A 16,094-nucleotide genomic window follows, 5' to 3' on the forward strand; every position below is an offset into this window, starting at 1 on the left:
GTTTGGGTAGGCGCAATATCAAATCTGCGGTAATATTATGAAACATTTTTCAAGCTTTCAGACAGGCATTCCATACCGCTTGAATGCCTGTCTGAAACCGTTTAAACCTAATACAGAAAACACCATGAAAACTTCCGAATTACGCCAAAAATTCCTCAAATTCTTCGAAAGCAAAGGCCACCAAATCGTACGCTCCTCATCACTCGTGCCGCACGACGACCCCACCCTGCTCTTCACCAACGCAGGCATGAACCAATTTAAAGACGTATTCTTAGGCTTCGACAAACGCCCCTACAACCGCGCCACCACTGCACAAAAATGCGTACGCGCAGGCGGCAAACACAACGACCTCGAAAACGTAGGCTACACCGCCCGCCACCACACCTTTTTTGAAATGATGGGCAACTTCTCGTTCGGCGACTACTTCAAACGCGATGCCATCCATTTCGCTTGGGAATTTCTCACCTCTCCCGAATGGCTGAACCTGCCCAAAGAAAAACTCTTGGCCACCGTTTACGCCGAAGACGACGAAGCCTACAACATCTGGCTCAACGAAATCGGCATGCCGTCTGAAAAAATCATCCGCATCGGCGACAACAAAGGAAGCCGCTACGCCAGCGACAACTTCTGGCAAATGGGCGACACTGGCCCCTGCGGCCCCTGCTCCGAAATCTTCTACGACCACGGCGACCACATCTGGGGCGGCCCTCCGGGAAGCCCCGAAGAAGACGGCGACCGCTTTATCGAAATCTGGAACTGCGTATTCATGCAGTTCAACCGCGACGAACAAGGCAATATGAACCCGCTGCCCAAGCCTTCGGTAGATACCGGCATGGGCTTGGAGCGCATGGCCGCCGTGATGCAGCATGTTAACAGCAACTACGAAATCGACCTGTTCGGCAACCTGCTCAAAGCCGCTGCCCGCGAAACCGGCACCGAATTCAGCATGGAAGTGCCCAGCCTGAAAGTGATTGCCGACCACATCCGCGCCTGCTCATTTTTGATTGCCGACGGCGTGCTGCCGAGCAACGAAGGCCGCGGCTATGTGCTGCGCCGCATCATCCGCCGTGCCGTGCGCCATGGCTACAAACTCGGCCAAAAAGGCGCGTTCTTCCACAAACTCGTGCCCGATTTGGTGGTCGAGATGGGTTCAGCCTATCCCGAACTGAAAGAACGCCAAAGCCAAATCGAAGAAGCCTTGAAAAACGAAGAAACCCGCTTCGCCCAAACCCTCGAAACCGGCATGGCTTTGCTGGAGAACGCCCTTTCAGACGGCCGCAAAATGCTGGACGGCGAAATCATCTTCAAACTTTACGACACCTACGGTTTCCCCTACGACCTTACCGCCGACATCTGCCGCGAGCGCGGAATCGATATGGACGAAGACGGCTTCAACCGCGAAATGGAAGCCCAGCGCACCCGCGCCCGCGCCGCACAAAGCTTCAAAGCCGACACCCAAATCACCTACGACGGCCAAGACACCGAGTTCAAAGGCTATACCCAACGCCAAACCGAAGCCAAAGTATTGGTCTTATATAAAGGCAGCGAAGCCGTAACCGAACTGAACGAAGGCGAAAGCGGCATCGTTGTGCTCGACCAAACCCCTTTCTATGCCGAATCGGGCGGACAAGTGGGTGATGTCGGCCATATCGTTTCAGACGGCCTCAACTTCCGCGTGGAAGACACACAAAAAATCAAAGCCGCCGTTAACGGCCACTTCGGCAGCGTCGTAACAGGCCGTCTGAAAGTCGGCGATAGCGTCAGCGCACAAGTCGATAACGCCATCCGCGACGCCATCACCAAAAACCACAGCGTTACCCACCTGATGCACCAAGCCCTGCGCGACGTGCTCGGCACCCATGTCGAACAAAAAGGCTCGCTGCAAAACGCCGACATCACCCGCTTCGACATTTCCCATCCGCAAGGCATCACTGCCGAAGAAATCGCCGAAGTCGAACGCCGCGTCAACCATGCCATCATGCAAAACGTGCCCGTAGAAGTCAAAACCATGAGCATGGAAGAAGCCCAAAAAACCGGAGCCATGATGCTGTTCGGCGAAAAATACGGCGACTTCGTGCGCGTTGTTGTTATGGACGAATACTCCACCGAACTGTGCGGCGGCACCCACGTTACCCGCACCGGCGAAATCGGCTTCTTTAAAATCATTTCCGAAGGCGGTATCGCAGCAGGCATCCGCCGCGTCGAAGCCATCACCGGCCAAAACGCCCTGCAATGGGCGCAAAACCAAGAGCGGTTGATCAAAAACATCATCGCCGAAGTCAAAGCCCAAACCGAGCGCGACGTATTGACTAAAATCCAAGCCAACGCCGCCCAAACCAAAGCGCTGGAAAAAGATTTGGCCAAAACCAAAGCCGAGCTTGCCGTACACGCCGGCGCCAAACTTTTAGATAACGCCAAAGACGTAGGCGAAGCCAAGCTCGTGGTTGCCCAAATCGAAGCCGACGCAGCCGCCTTGCGCGAAATCGTTACCGATCTTACCGGCAAATCCGATAAAGCCATCGTACTGCTCGCCGCCGTAAACGACAGCAAAGTTTCCCTGTGCGCAGGCGTTTCCAAACCCTTAACCGCCAAAGTGAAAGCAGGCGACTTGGTTAAATTTGTCGCCGAGCAAGTAGGCGGCAAAGGCGGCGGCCGGCCGGATTTAGCGCAGGCCGGCGGTACGGATGCTGCTAAATTGCCTGATGCTTTGAATAGTGTGGATGATTGGGTTGGCGGAAAGCTGGCTTAATTTTGGTTTGATTGAGGCCGTCTGAATGTTTCAGATGGCCTCATGTGTTAGAAATCATCGTGTTGTTGATGGCGAAGTGAAAGCACGTGCCCAAGCGAGTTGGTTTACTAATCTCAACCACGATAAACGCCATGAAGAACTGATGTTATACAAACGCCACACGCCCGAGGAATATCCGTATTACGACAATGAACGATGCGATAGAAGCCGTAAAGTAGCGAAAATCCTGTGATTTTGACGGAGTATAGGGCGTACCGATTACGTTTTTGGACAAGCATAACTCTGAACAGTTTGAAATTATCGGTTGGCAATTACTCTTACGGAGAGCTAATTGGGCATTTAAAAGGAGGTAATGACTATAAGTAAATCTACTTAATTTACATTACAATCTTTTCACGACCTATTCAATAGACTTCTAAAAACTTGCCTTAGCCAAACTTGAACAAGGCATCTCCATCCGCAAAGTTAGCCAGGGAATTCGGTATCAGTTCCGATACGGCGTATAGATGGAAAAAGAACCTCGTCCCTAAGTGTTGGTAACTATGCGAAAATTTTACCAACTAAAAACGGCCGATTCAATCGGATTAAATTGGATTGAATTAGATAGCAAGACACGTTAAAACGGCAGGAAGGCTTTTAAATATAATGGCTTGGTTGGTGCGCTTGGATAGTATCAGACAAAAAATAACCGCTTGAAAGCGGTTTGTGGTGCCCAGGGTCGGACTCGAACCGACACACCTTTCGGCGGGGGATTTTGAGTCCCCTGCGTCTACCAATTTCGCCACCTGGGCGGCAGCATATTAACTATATTAATTAAATAAACAGTTAAAAATCTATTTTGTGGTGCCCGAGGTCGGACTCGAACCGACACACCTTTCGGCGGGGGATTTTGAGTCCCCTGCGTCTACCAATTTCGCCACCCGGGCCAGCGAAGATGGTATTATAGCAGCTAAATGAAACTTGTAAACTGTTTATAAAGGCTTAAAATAAAATAGACAGCAATGCTTTGATTTATTGAAAATATTTAATGAAATAAAGAATCCCCCGAAAGCGGCATAGCGATGCGGTTAGGCTGTATAATGCCGCCAAAACTTGCTATTTAGGGAATGGATTTGATTATGCGTGCGTTGTGTTTGATGTTGATGATGGTTTTTAGCGCTTCAGCCTGCACCCAAGAAGACAAACCGATGCCGGTTGCTGAAAAGGCTCAAGAAAATTTACCGGCATTCAATGGAAGCGACATTTCAAACGAAAGCTTGGGCGGTAACTTTACTCTGCTTGGCCGCGGTAATCACGCTTTTAATCTGAATGATTTGCGCGGTAAAGTTGTAATTTTGGCTTTTGGTTTCACACATTGCCCGGATGTGTGCCCGACGGGCTTGGCTACTTATGCTGATGTGTTAAAACAGCTTGGAAAACAGGCGCAGGACGTGGTGGTAGTGTTTGTAAGCGTTGATCCCGAAAGAGACACGCCTGAATTAACCGATCAATATGTACGCCTTTTTCACGAGAGTTTTATCGGATTGTCGGCAAAATCTGAAAAAGACATCGAAACGGTGAAGCAGCTTTACCGTATCCATGCAAAAAAAGTTCCGCTTAAAAATGGCGATTATACGGTTGACCACACCGCAGGCACTTACCTTTTGAACCGCGACGGGAAAGCCGTTGCCTTCGAACCTTACGGCAAAACCGCTACGGAAATCGCAGATGATGTAAGAATCCTGCTAAGCCGTTAAAAAAACGGCTTTGTTTTACATTAGAACAATGCCTGTCTGAACACTTTTTCAGACAGGCATTGTTACTGTGTGCGCCGATAACCGATACGCTTCTTCAACAATGTGGATTTTTCAGCTCAGGCTTATTTTTCAAACCTCAAACCGAAATGCAGGTAGCTGCGCTCGGTGGCCATGCGGCCGCGGGGTGTGCGCTGTAAAAAACCTTGCTGGATTAAATAGGGTTCGATTACGTCTTCAATCGTATCCGTGCTTTCTCCGATGGCGGCTGCCACATTATCCAGCCCGACCGGGCCGCCGCTGAATTTATGGAGAATGGCATCTAAAAATTTTCTGTCCATCACATCCAAACCTTCGGCATCCACATCCAGCATGCTTAACGCGGCATCGGCTGTGGCCGAAGTAATTTTTCCGCCGCTTTTCACTTCGGCATAATCGCGTACGCGGCGGAGCAGCCGGTTGGCAATGCGCGGTGTACCCCGGCTGCGGCGGGCGATTTCCATTGCGCCGGTATCGTCGATATCCAATTGCAATAAAGCGGCGGAGCGCCCCACAATCACGGCCAAATCTTCATTGCCGTAAAACTCCAGCCGCGAAACAATGCCGAAACGGTCGCGCAGAGGGTTGGTGAGCATACCGGCACGGGTGGTGGCGCCTACCAATGTAAACGGCGGCAGGTCGATTTTTACGGAGCGTGCGGCTGGGCCTTCGCCAATCATAATGTCGAGCTGGTAATCTTCCAGCGCCGGGTAAAGAATTTCTTCCACAACCGGGCTTAGGCGGTGGATTTCGTCGATAAACAATACATCATGCGGCTCGAGATTGGTAAGCAGAGCGGCCAAATCCCCTGCCCGCTCGAGCACCGGCCCGCTGGTTTGGCGCAGGTTCACGCCCAGTTCGCGCGCAATGATGTGCGCCAAAGTGGTTTTACCCAAGCCCGGCGGGCCGAACAGCAAGGTATGGTCGAGCGCCTCGCCGCGCTTTTTGGCCGCTTGGATAAAGATTTCGAGTTGCTCTTTGGCTTTTGCCTGACCGATATAGTCGGCCAAAGCTTTGGGGCGCAATGCGCGCTCGAGTTGCTCTTCTTGGGCGGATAGGGTTTTCGGCGTAATCACGCGCTCGCTTCGCGAGGCGGTGAGGTTGTCGGTTTGCAGCATAATGTAGGTTTCTGTTTAAAATGCAGGGTGTTATGATACCCGAAATTAAGAATGCCTGTCTGAAAGCTTTTTCAGACAGGCATTGATGGTATGTTCAAAGCAAAGGTGCAAGCAGACGCACGCTGTTTTCCACCAATCCCCACCATCTGCTGCGCTGCTGCCAGGCTTTTACCGTAACGTAGCGGCTTTGGCTGAGATACTGCTGCTGCAAGGCGGCTACTTCCTGAGTGGTTTTTTCGTCATAAACCGCCAAGCTGATTTCCAAATTGAGGAAGAAGCTGCGCATATCCATATTGACTGTGCCGAACAAGGTATAGTCTTCGTCGATAGTCAGCGTTTTTGCGTGCAGCAAGCCGCCTTCAAACAAAGCGATCTTCACGCCTGCATCAAGCAGCATCGGATAATAGGCGCGCGAAGCATAACGCACCATCATGGAATCTACTTTGGCCGGCAGCACCAAAGTTACATCCACACCGCGCTTGGCCGCCACCACCAAAGCGGTAAGCAGCGGGTCGTCCGGCACGAAATACGGCGTGGTAATCACGATTTTGCGGGTTGCTGCATAGATCACGCTGATAATTGTGTCGTAAATCACGCGCTGGGCTTGGTCGGGTGCAGAAGGAATCACCTGCACCACAACTTGACCCGCCTGTATTTTCTGCGGCAGCAGCTCGGCCACAATGCTGCCGTGTTCCGTGATGTATTGCTGCACTTCAGACAGGCTTTCGTCACATTCCACCGCCACATCGGCATAAAACACCGCCAGCATTTCCAGCACCATAGGCCCGCTGCAACGCATCATTACGTCCACCCACTCGCCCACACCCGCGTCTTTTTTGAAAAAACGCGGATCAACCAAGTTGAAGCTGCCGGTATAGCCGATTTTCTTATCAACAATCAATAGCTTGCGGTGGTTCCGCAAATCGCTTCGGGTAAACAGCGTGCGCCAGATGCCTACCGGTAAAGCGGTATGCACCTGAACCCCTGCGTTTTTCAGCTTGTCGGGCCAAGCGCTGCCGAAAAAATCGGCGCTGCCCACCGCGTCGGCAAGAATCACGCAATTAACGCCGCGTCCGGCGGCATTAACCAACTCGTTGAGCATGCTCTCGATTTTGCCTTGCGGCTGGATAATGTAAAAAGCCAGCAAACACGATTGCCGCGCCGAACGGATGTCTGCCAGCATGGCATCCACAATATCGTCGGTTGTGGCGAGCAGCGTGAGGGAATTGTTTCTGGTTGCGCCCATTCCCGTGGTATCTGCGGCCACCCTTGCAATTCCGCGGTAGCGCGAGCCGATTTCATTGGTAATGTCCAAATCGGTATCGGCAAGATGCTGCTCGATAAATTCGCCGTAAAAGCGGTTCATTTCAGCCGAACGCTTGGCACGCGCCATACCCAAACGCGGCTCGCCCACCAGCATATAGGCCACCACGCCGAACAGCGGAAACACAAACAAAATAATCAGCCATGCAAACGCCGTGCCCGTGTTGCGCTGGGTGTAAAGCACGCGCACCATACAGACAAGCGCCGCCGCCGTATGCAGAAAAACCAAAACCTGACCCCAAGATATTGACATTGCAACCCTTTTTATCATTAATATCGAATGCTCAAAGTTTAGCATAGAAAGCGGCAACACATGCCTTGGTGGGCAGCCTGCTGCAACAAATGGCTTTATCGCTGCCAAGCCGTTATTGCGCCTTAGCTCTGGGAATATAGTTACTCAACTTAAAAGTACATTCTCCATACTCTGGATTGATCTGAGTATCTTTGAGTTTCTTCAATTTTCGAGATACTCGGGTCAAGCCCGAGTATGACGGGGGTTGTTATTAAGAATTGGCCAAACTGTTTGCACGTTGCTCGAAACAACAATGCCTGTCTGAAACATGTTTTCAGACAGGCATCCGCAAGAATCAGCCGGCCGCATCAAAAAGAATTCTTCAATTCCCTCAACGCTGCAAATACGGCTTCGTCGCCATCCAAAGTTTGACCCGACAACTTTTCCACCTGCCTGATTAAAACCGTTTGGCCGGTGCGCAGAAAAGGATTCACCGCCCGTTCGTGCGCCAGCGTTACCGGCAAGGTCGGAATCTTGCCGGCCGCCCGCAAGGCCTCTGCCACCGCCGTATTGCCCGGCTCCACATATTCGGCGAAGCGCAGATTGGATGCTGTGTATTCGTGCGCAGGATAAAACAGCGTGTTTTCCGGCAGGCCGTTGAAACGCTGGATGCTGTTGAACAATTGACCGATTGTGCCGGTAAACACGCGCCCGCAGCCCGCGCTGAACAAAGTGTCGCCGCAAAACACATGAAGCCTGTCTGAAAGCAGAAGATAGGCGAAATGGGTAGCCGTATGCCCGGGCACATGCCATATCTGGGCTTCCCTTCCGCAAAACGCAACTTTGCCGCCTTCTTCGATTTTGTGCGTGATACCTTCAATATCGGTGTTACCGTATACTTCGCAATCGGGAAACGTCCGCAGCAAACTTTTTATGCCGCCTGTGTGGTCGTTATGATGGTGGGTAAGCCAAATCTGACGCAACGTCAGACCGTGTTCTGCCAGATAGTCCAGCACCGGCGCCGCATCTCCGGGGTCGACACACACGGCATCCTTGCCGCATCGCAGCAGCCAGATATAGTTATCTTGAAAAGCGGGAATCGGAACTATCTGCACGGCTTATCCTTCCAAAAGCCATTCCTGCAAACCGATAAGCGTTTTCGCATCTTCAATTTCACCGTTTTTCAAGGCTTGCAGCACCTCTTGGCGGCTCAACACCACCGTTTCGACAAACTCGTCTTGATCCGGCTCCAAACCGCTGGTCTCGCTCACGTTAACCGCACGGTAAAGATACATTTTTTCGTCACAAAAACCGGGCGCAGTGTAAAAAATGCGCATCAATTCGACACGCTCCGCCTCAAACGGGGTTTCTTCGGCCAACTCGCGCAAAGCGCACACCGCCGGATCTTCCCCCTCTTCCAGCTTACCGGCCGGGAACTCCAACATGGCTTTATCGCAGGCATAGCGCCATTGGCGCACAAACACCACCCTGTCGTCCGGCGTAACCGCCAAAACACAAGCCGCACCCGGGTGGCGGATAACCACTCGGAAGCTTTCGTTGCCGTTGGGCAGACGCACTTTGTCTTTGGCAATCGACACAAAAGTGCCGTTGAAAATCTGTTCGGAACTGATTTGGGTTTCAGTTAAATCCATCGGCGTATCCTTTCATTTTCATCATAAGCATGTTTTCAGACAGGCATTGTATCTTAATTTTCAAACGCACCGGCAATCCTGCTCACAACAAACCGCGTTCGGCAAACGATACCGCCTGCGTTGCGGTAACCACAAAATGATCCAGCAAAGCCACATCCACCAAATCCAAAGCCGCTTTCAAGCGGCGGGTAAACGCAATGTCTTCATCCGAAGGCTCCGCCGAGCCGCCGGGATGATTGTGGGCGATAATGATGGAGCTGGCATGATTCTCCAACGCCAGCTTCACCACTTCGCGCACATATACCGTGTTTTCAGCCACCGTACCGCGCGCCAGCTCCACCGGGCTGATCAATTGGTTTTGCCGGTTCAGCAGCAACGCCAACGTTACTTCCACCTGCTCCTGTCCGAGTTGCAGGCGCAGATAATCGGCTACCGCCTGAGGGCTGCCGAACACAGGCGCCTGCTGCAATTCCTCTCCCAACACCCTGCGCCCAACTTCGCGCACCACCGCAAATTGCGTATAACTCGCCGGCCCCATACCTTTGTGTTTCGACAATTCCTGCACCGGTGCGCTCAAAAGCCGCCCGAGGCTGCCGAATTCCCGCAGCAGATCGCGCGCCAAATCCACCGCACTCATCCCGCGCGTACCCACACGTAATAAAATCGCCAGCAATTCCGCATCGCTCAGCGCCGCCGCGCCACGCTCCAGCAGTTTTTCACGCGGCCGTTCCCCTTCCGGCCAATGTTTGATGCTCATAAATCAATTCCGTAATGTTTAAAAATAGTTTCTAAAGTTATTTTAACTTAAAAGCCAATCTGCCGCTAAAGCGCGATGCCTGTCTGAAAACTTAAAATTTTCTTTCAGACAGGCATTGAGCCTAATCAAAACGTGAAGTAAAATCCGTTGAAACAAACACTAAAGGAAAAATAATGTCCAACAAACTCCATGCCCCCACCGAACTGCCCGACGCTGACGATTTACGCGCCGTGCTTGCCTACAACATGCGCCTGTTTAGAGTCAACAGAGGCTGGTCGCAAGAAGAGCTTGCACGCCAATGCGGCCTGGATCGAACCTACGTTTCCGCCGTAGAACGCAAACGCTGGAACATCGCCCTATCCAATATCGAAAAAATGGCAGCCGCACTCGGCGTTCCCGCCTACCAGCTCCTGCTGCCGCCGGAAGAGCGTTTAAAAATGATCTAAACCAAAATGCCTGTCTGAAAACGGGCAACGCAAGTTTCTGCGAAGAAAAACATTTTCAGACAGGCATCTACCTCTGTTACACAGCACGCCGCATTCTCTACACCCTGGCAGGCGTCAGCACCATTTTACCTTCAGCCTCCAAAACTTCATCCTCTTCCTGCTCAAGAGAGTGCATACCTGCCTCCCTCTTTACCAGCACCAAACCGTAAACAGCAGCAGCATGCGGCCACCAGCGATCCCCCGCCGCCTCCATAAATTCCAAAATATGCAGCGCTTTGGCATTCTGAATCAGTGGCCGGTAAACCATAAACTGCCCGCTTTCAACCATAAAGCCCAAATCCGACAGTATGTTTTTCAATTCAGGCAAAGGCAGACATCTGCTTTTTTCAGGCAGGCGTTGCCCGTCAAAACAGCCGCTGAAACGCCAAAGCGAATGCGGATTCAATCCCGTCAAAACCATGCGCCCTTCCGGTTTCAAAGCCCGATAAGCCTCCGCCAGCGCCACAGTATAAGCATCACAACATTCCAACACATGCGGCATCAGTAACAAATCAAGCGAACCTGCCATCCAGGCAGAATATTCCGCCTCCATCTCAAAATCACAGCCGCAACGGATAACACGACGGCCTTCCAGCAAATTCCAGGCAGGCATACCCATCTGCACCGTTGTACCGAAAGCATAACGGTTTGCAGAATGCAAAAAAAACGCCTCTTCCTCACTGCGCACATAACTGCCTAAAAGTGTTTCATCAAACCAACAGCTTATATTGCGGTTTCTCAAATTTGCCAATCCGTATCTCTCCGGTTTCCAACATAACCGTATCATACCAACGAAGCAGCAAAGGCTGTAAAAAAGCTGGGAAAAAACCAATCAAATCTGCAACATCAAACGTAGTTTCATCCTAATACATTGAAAAAATAAATTAAATTCCCGCTAGAACTTGACGCATCCAAACAAGGCCAGTAGTATTAGTAAGATTCTAATTACGACATTTGCAGAAACTATGGCATCACTGAAAACGATTTCTCTTGCCGTTGCAGGCTTATCTATTTCCACGGCTTCCCATGCCCAAACATCATCTGCTTACTCGCCCAGCCAAGTAGGTATGGCAATGATGCGTTTAAGCGCATCTCCGCTCGATCATCACAAAAAAGCACCTCAAAAATCAGGCAGCATCTGGGCAAAAATGCGGAAAGATTTCCGCATGAACGAAGTCAACCCCGAATTAGTACGCCGTCATGAAAGCAAATTCAGTACGAGTTCCGCCTATTTCACCCGCACCATCGACCGCAGCAAACCCTATATGTCTTACATTGCAAGCGAGGTGGAAAAGCGTAACATGCCTGCCGAAATCGCCTTGCTGCCGTTTATCGAAAGCGCCTATGTAACCAAAGCCAAATCGCATGTCGGAGCCTCCGGCTTATGGCAGTTTATGCCGGCTACCGGCCGCCATTACGGCCTGGAGCAGACTTCTCTGTATGACGGCCGCCACGACGTAAAAGCCGCCACAGACGCCGCACTCAACTATCTGCAATATCTTCACAGCCTTTTCGGTGACTGGTCATTGGCATTGGCCGCCTATAACTGGGGTGAAGGCAACGTCAGCCGTGCCGTTAACCGCGCACGCGCACAAGGCTTGGAGCCGGTATATGAAAACCTGCGCATGCCGAACGAAACCCGTAACTACGTGCCTAAATTGATGGCCGTCCGCAACATTGTCCGCGATCCCCAATATTACGGAATCAATTTGGCCGACATTGACAGCAAGCCCTATTTCAAAGCCGTTACACTCGACCAACCCATCGATACTTCTGCTGCCGCCCGCTTGGCGGGCATCACAGAAAGCGAATTTTTGGCTTTAAACCCCGCATTCAAAGCCCCCGTATTCGTACCCAACGGCAAGCGCGAGATGCTGCTTCCCGTCAGCTCGGTTTCCACATTCGAGAAAAATTACAGCAAAGCAGACAAATCAAGCTTGCTTTCTTGGAATGTCTACCAAACACAAGGCATGACCAGCTTAGCCAGCATTGCTGCAGAAACCGGGACCAGCCTCAGCGAACTGAAACGTCTTAACGGAATCAAAGGTTCCACCGTAAACGGCGGATACAGCCTCTTGGTAGCCAAAAACAGTACCGGTACAAATCAAGCTTCGGGCTATATTGATTTTGCCCGTATGGATAAAGACCTTAATCCGAACGATAACAAGCTACAAACCGTAGAGCCCATGCAAGGTCTGCCGGCAATCAATTCATTGGCTGCCGCACAACCTGTAATACCCAAACCGGTTGCCGCGGCACAACAAATAGAAGCGATTACAGTTGCGAAAGTCGAGCCGGTATCATTACCGGTTAAAGCATTATCGGCAAAATCCGATAACGCTTCTTCTGAATACATTGCAGTAAAATCATCCGCTCAGCCAACTGTTGAAGAGCAAACCATATCTGCAAATATTGCTATTAACCAGCCCTTATCTTCACCGCTTACACCTGAAGCACGCCCAACAGCCTCAGAAAATTTAGCGGCAAATAAAGTTTCCGCCGAACCTCAGGTTCAAGTAGCCAAAACAGGAACTTCCGTTGCGCCAACAGCAGATAATATTGAAGTGGCATCACTTGAAAACAACCAGCCTGCAGACGAATTGCAAGTGCTAGCTGAGCAAAGCAACGCTGCCGAAGTTATCCGCAGCACACTTGCACGGTTAGAAGAAGATGAGGCTCGCGCCGCTAAAGCACGTTTGGCAAAAGCCAAACAGCAAGAACGGACACAAGCCCGTTTGGCTCGCGCCCAACAACAGCAGCAAACTTTGGTCGCAGGAACACACAGGGTAACCGATGGCGACACTATGTATAACATTTCCCAACGCTATAACATCAGCGTTGCGGATTTAGCTATCATTAACAATATTCGCGGCAACCATATTCAAAAAGGCCAAGTGTTGAAAGTCGCTGCAAATACAAACAGCACTTCCAATATCCGCTCTGTATCTTATACCGTGCGCAAAGGTGATACTTTAAATACCATAGCGAGCCGTTTTAATCTTGACATCAATGATATCCGCCGCTGGAATAAGAATACGCGAACAGTTACACCAGGACAGCGTATTAATTTGATCGGAATTTAAGCTTAAACGTAAAAAGCCAGACATATGTCTGGCTTTCTTTTTTAGGGAACTGTGATGTAAAGTTGAATGAAAATACCAACGGACTCATCCGCTAATATTTCCCCAAACAAACCGATTTCCACAACATCAGCCATCAGGAGATACACAGGGTTCAAGATAAACTGAATCACCGGCCAAGAAAAACACTTGGCTATGAAACACCAAGTATTTTATTCTTCCTCTACTACCTGAGTGTTGCATTTGAAATTCGAATCTAAGCCTGTCTGAAAACAACTAAACGAAACCGCCATGTCTAACTTTGCCCCAAATCTTACGCAAGAATTAAACCTAAAAAAAGAACAAGCCGTTGCCGCTTATTTGGTTAAGCGGCAGCCTAATGTTTTTTTCGAACAATACACCCAAGCCTTAGACGATATGCTTTCCTCATTGTGGCAGACATTATTTGCCGACAGCAGCTTATGCCTGCTGGCAACGGGCGGCTTCGGCAGGAGGGAAATGTATCCTTATTCCGATTTGGATTTGGCGCTGGTGTCGGATACCGCGCTGACCGAAACACAGCAGCAAACCGCCGCCGCCTTTATCCAAACCCTGTGGGATATGCAGCTTACACCCTCTGTCAAAGTCGGCAGCATAGATGAATTGTGCCGCAGCATTGAAGACGACCTTACCGGCGAAACCGCATTTCTTGAAGCACGCTTCATCTGCGGCGATCCACCCACTGCCGACGCCATGCTGCAAAAGCTCAATCTGCAACGCAATGCCGCTCTGTTTATCGAAGGCAAATTGGTGGAAATGCAGCAGCGCCACGATAAGCAAAAAGGCTCCGGCGCCCTGCTTGAACCCAACATCAAAACCTGCCCCGGCGGCCTGCGCGACATCCACACCATGATGTGGCTGGCCAAAGCGCAGGGTCTGTCTACATCCGCGCATTCATTAGTGCACAACCGCGTACTTACGCGCATGGAAGCTGGGCTGCTTTCCAACAGCCACAAGCAACTGGCACGCATCCGTATCGAGCTGCATCTGGGCGCAGGCCGTGAAGAAGACCGGCTGATTTTCGATCTGCAAAACAAAATCGCTGCCGATATGGGTTTCCAAAACGACGGCAGCCGCATCAAAAGTGAAAAGCTGATGCATCGGCTCTACCGCGCCACCAAAACAGTCAAACAGCTCAACGGCATCATCATTCCCATGTTACGCGGGCGCGTGTATTCCGTGTTGCCCCGCCATACTCACCATATCAACGACGAATATTACCAAGTCGACAACCAAATCGCGGTGAAAGACAAAAACCTGTTCCGCAACGATCCCGCGCATATTTTCAAAATCATTGAAATCATCCAAACCCGCAACGACCTCAAAACCATCGCACCGAAAACTTTGCGCCAATGGTGGGCGGCCACCCGCAACATCAATGAAAGTTTTTACCGCAACCCGGTTAACCGCGAGCGTTTTATCGGCTTTTTCAAAACCGGCAACGGCCTCACCCGTACCATGCGCTTCCTCAACCTCTACGGCGTGCTCGGCCAATACCTGCCCGCTTGGGAAAAAATCACCGGCCTGCTGCAACACGATTTATTTCATATTTATCCTGTTGACGACCACATCCTGATGGTGCTGCGCAACATGCGCCGCCTGGCCATAGACGCCCATGCCCATGAATTGCCTTTTGCTTCCGGCCTGATGTATTCGTTTGAGAAAAAACATGTGCTTTATTTGGCTGCCATGTTTCACGACATTGCCAAAGGCCGCGGTGGCGACCATGCGGTGGAAGGCACAAAAGATGCGGCAAAATTTGCCCGAGACCATTTCCTCACCCAAGAAGAAAGCGACCTGCTGACTTGGTTGGTTGAAGACCATCTGTTGATGTCGACCGTGGCACAAAAAGAAGATATTTACGACATTGATGTGATTACTCGTTTCTGCGACCGGGTAAAAACGCAAGAACGGCTGACCGCCCTTTATCTGCTCACCGTAGCCGATATCCGCGGCACCAACCCGAAAATCTGGAATTCATGGAAAGCAAGCCTGCTGGAAAACCTGTTCCGCTCAAGCGCCCAGCGCCTGGCCGGCGTGGAAAAAAACCGCAAAGCCATTACCAGCATCCGCCAAAACAGCGCCACAGAAGCGCTCACCCAAGTCGGCTACGATACCAAACAACAGCGCCGTTTGTGGCAGGCACTCGGCTCTGCTTATTTCGTGCGGCACGAAGAGCAGGAAATCCTTTGGCATCTGCCGCTGCTGATCGAACGTTTGGAAGAATCACAAATCGCCATACGCAGCCTGCACGATGCCGACACTTTGCAAGTGATGGTGTACATGCCCAATGCCGACCGCCTGTTTACCCGCCTGTGCCGCATTTTCAGCCGAGCCGGTTTGGACATTGTCGCCGCACGGGCTTTCGTGACCGAGCATAATTATATTTTGGACACCTTTGTCGTTCAGTTTCCCACCCATTACAGCCCGCACGACTACCCGCGCATCCGCTCATTGCTGGAAAAAGAGCTTAACGATTTCATAGAGGGCAAATTCCGCGCCGGCAATTCATCGGGCGGCATCAAAAGCCGACGCGCCCGACACCAGCCGATCGCACCCAATTTATTCCTCTCCGAAGAAGAAGACTATCCGGGCTGGTTCACGCTGGAAATCATTGCCGTTAACCGCCCGTTTTTGCTCGCCGACATTACCGAGGTATTTGCCGAACTGAACATCAGCTTGCGTTACGCGAAAATCAATACCTTAGACGAGCGTGTTGAAGACAGCTTCCTGCTATACAGCCCGCAGCTTGCCAATCCGAAACAGCAGTTATTGTTAAAGCAGCGGCTGTTTGAGCAACTGAGTGTTTGAATTTTTCAAACTTATTCTAACAACAGCTTTTCACCGACTGTCTTATCCGAATGCCTGTCTGAAAGTTTCAGACAGG

Annotated in this window: 12 protein-coding genes, 2 tRNA genes and 1 pseudogene; 7 read left to right on the plus strand and 8 right to left on the minus strand. The window is 51.0% G+C overall.

Annotated features, from left to right (window positions below):
* Positions 1-124 precede the first annotated feature (124 nt).
* Positions 125-2,749, plus strand: a complete 2,625-nt coding sequence (gene alaS / locus EL143_RS09140) for an alanine--tRNA ligase (RefSeq protein ID WP_085415861.1) — start codon at positions 125-127, stop codon at positions 2,747-2,749.
* Between the two features lie 34 nt (positions 2,750-2,783).
* Positions 2,784-2,981 carry an adenine-specific methyltransferase EcoRI family protein gene (locus EL143_RS12970; protein WP_408634070.1) on the plus strand — a complete coding sequence of 66 codons (198 nt, stop codon included), beginning with the start codon at positions 2,784-2,786 and terminating at the stop codon, positions 2,979-2,981.
* A 474-nt stretch (positions 2,982-3,455) separates the two neighbouring features.
* Here the strand turns inward: EL143_RS12970 and EL143_RS09150 are convergent.
* Both EL143_RS09150 and EL143_RS09155 read right to left on the minus strand, forming a co-directional pair.
* A tRNA-Leu gene (locus EL143_RS09150) sits at positions 3,456-3,540 on the minus strand.
* A gap of 50 nt (positions 3,541-3,590) precedes the next feature.
* Positions 3,591-3,675, minus strand: a tRNA-Leu gene (locus EL143_RS09155).
* A gap of 180 nt (positions 3,676-3,855) precedes the next feature.
* On the opposite strand from EL143_RS09155, the gene EL143_RS09160 reads away from it, so the two are divergent.
* Positions 3,856-4,485 (plus strand): SCO family protein, encoded by a 630-nt coding sequence (locus EL143_RS09160; RefSeq protein WP_232001272.1) that lies wholly within the window; start codon positions 3,856-3,858, stop codon positions 4,483-4,485.
* 122 nt (positions 4,486-4,607) lie between these two features.
* Here the strand turns inward: EL143_RS09160 and ruvB are convergent, their stop codons facing one another.
* The 5 genes from ruvB to radC form a co-directional block, all read right to left on the minus strand.
* The gene (gene ruvB / locus EL143_RS09165; RefSeq protein ID WP_085415862.1) at positions 4,608-5,639 is read right to left on the minus strand and encodes a Holliday junction branch migration DNA helicase RuvB; all 1,032 of its coding nucleotides are present in this window, start codon (positions 5,637-5,639) and stop codon (positions 4,608-4,610) included.
* A gap of 94 nt (positions 5,640-5,733) precedes the next feature.
* On the minus strand, positions 5,734-7,215 hold the full coding sequence (gene cls, locus EL143_RS09170; RefSeq protein WP_085415863.1) for a cardiolipin synthase: 1,482 nt from the start codon (positions 7,213-7,215) through the stop codon (positions 5,734-5,736).
* Between the two features lie 347 nt (positions 7,216-7,562).
* Complete coding sequence (gene gloB / locus EL143_RS09175; protein ID WP_085415864.1) at positions 7,563-8,309, minus strand: hydroxyacylglutathione hydrolase; 747 nt, start codon at positions 8,307-8,309, stop codon at positions 7,563-7,565.
* A gap of 3 nt (positions 8,310-8,312) precedes the next feature.
* Positions 8,313-8,846 (minus strand): NUDIX hydrolase, encoded by a 534-nt coding sequence (locus EL143_RS09180; RefSeq protein ID WP_085415865.1) that lies wholly within the window; start codon positions 8,844-8,846, stop codon positions 8,313-8,315.
* Between the two features lie 82 nt (positions 8,847-8,928).
* On the minus strand, positions 8,929-9,603 hold the full coding sequence (radC, locus tag EL143_RS09185) for a RadC family protein (RefSeq protein ID WP_085415866.1): 675 nt from the start codon (positions 9,601-9,603) through the stop codon (positions 8,929-8,931).
* 173 nt (positions 9,604-9,776) lie between these two features.
* On the opposite strand from radC, the gene EL143_RS09190 reads away from it, so the two are divergent.
* On the plus strand, positions 9,777-10,049 hold the full coding sequence (locus EL143_RS09190; protein WP_085415867.1) for a helix-turn-helix domain-containing protein: 273 nt from the start codon (positions 9,777-9,779) through the stop codon (positions 10,047-10,049).
* Positions 10,050-10,146: 97 nt separating this feature from the next.
* Here EL143_RS09190 and EL143_RS09195 read toward each other — a convergent pair whose 3' ends face one another.
* Positions 10,147-10,839, minus strand: a complete 693-nt coding sequence (locus tag EL143_RS09195) for a class I SAM-dependent methyltransferase (protein WP_232001273.1) — start codon at positions 10,837-10,839, stop codon at positions 10,147-10,149.
* A gap of 214 nt (positions 10,840-11,053) precedes the next feature.
* On the opposite strand from EL143_RS09195, the gene EL143_RS09200 reads away from it, so the two are divergent.
* The 3 genes and pseudogenes from EL143_RS09200 (at position 11,054) to glnD (ending at position 16,018) form a co-directional block, all read left to right on the plus strand.
* Positions 11,054-13,171 (plus strand): lytic transglycosylase, encoded by a 2,118-nt coding sequence (locus EL143_RS09200; RefSeq protein ID WP_085415868.1) that lies wholly within the window; start codon positions 11,054-11,056, stop codon positions 13,169-13,171.
* 62 nt (positions 13,172-13,233) lie between these two features.
* Positions 13,234-13,415 (plus strand): annotated as a pseudogene (locus EL143_RS12730) (transposase); the annotation flags it as partial.
* A gap of 44 nt (positions 13,416-13,459) precedes the next feature.
* Positions 13,460-16,018 carry a [protein-PII] uridylyltransferase gene (glnD, locus tag EL143_RS09205; protein ID WP_085415869.1) on the plus strand — a complete coding sequence of 853 codons (2,559 nt, stop codon included), beginning with the start codon at positions 13,460-13,462 and terminating at the stop codon, positions 16,016-16,018.
* Positions 16,019-16,094 lie beyond the last annotated feature (76 nt).

This window comes from Neisseria canis, from assembly GCF_900636765.1.
Lineage (GTDB): Bacteria > Pseudomonadota > Gammaproteobacteria > Burkholderiales > Neisseriaceae > Neisseria > Neisseria canis.

Bases quoted from the DNA above. Each gene is read 5' to 3' on its own strand.
- alaS (WP_085415861.1), top strand. From the start codon at position 125: ATGAAAACTTCCGAATTACGCCAAAAATTCCTCAAATTCTTCGAAAGC.
- EL143_RS12970 (WP_408634070.1), top strand. From the start codon at position 2,784: ATGGCCTCATGTGTTAGAAATCATCGTGTTGTTGATGGCGAAGTGAAA.
- EL143_RS09160 (WP_232001272.1), top strand. From the start codon at position 3,856: ATGGATTTGATTATGCGTGCGTTGTGTTTGATGTTGATGATGGTTTTT.
- ruvB (WP_085415862.1), bottom strand. From the start codon at position 5,639: ATGCTGCAAACCGACAACCTCACCGCCTCGCGAAGCGAGCGCGTGATT.
- cls (WP_085415863.1), bottom strand. From the start codon at position 7,215: ATGTCAATATCTTGGGGTCAGGTTTTGGTTTTTCTGCATACGGCGGCG.
- EL143_RS09180 (WP_085415865.1), bottom strand. From the start codon at position 8,846: ATGGATTTAACTGAAACCCAAATCAGTTCCGAACAGATTTTCAACGGC.
- radC (WP_085415866.1), bottom strand. From the start codon at position 9,603: ATGAGCATCAAACATTGGCCGGAAGGGGAACGGCCGCGTGAAAAACTG.
- EL143_RS09190 (WP_085415867.1), top strand. From the start codon at position 9,777: ATGTCCAACAAACTCCATGCCCCCACCGAACTGCCCGACGCTGACGAT.
- EL143_RS09200 (WP_085415868.1), top strand. From the start codon at position 11,054: ATGGCATCACTGAAAACGATTTCTCTTGCCGTTGCAGGCTTATCTATT.
- glnD (WP_085415869.1), top strand. From the start codon at position 13,460: ATGTCTAACTTTGCCCCAAATCTTACGCAAGAATTAAACCTAAAAAAA.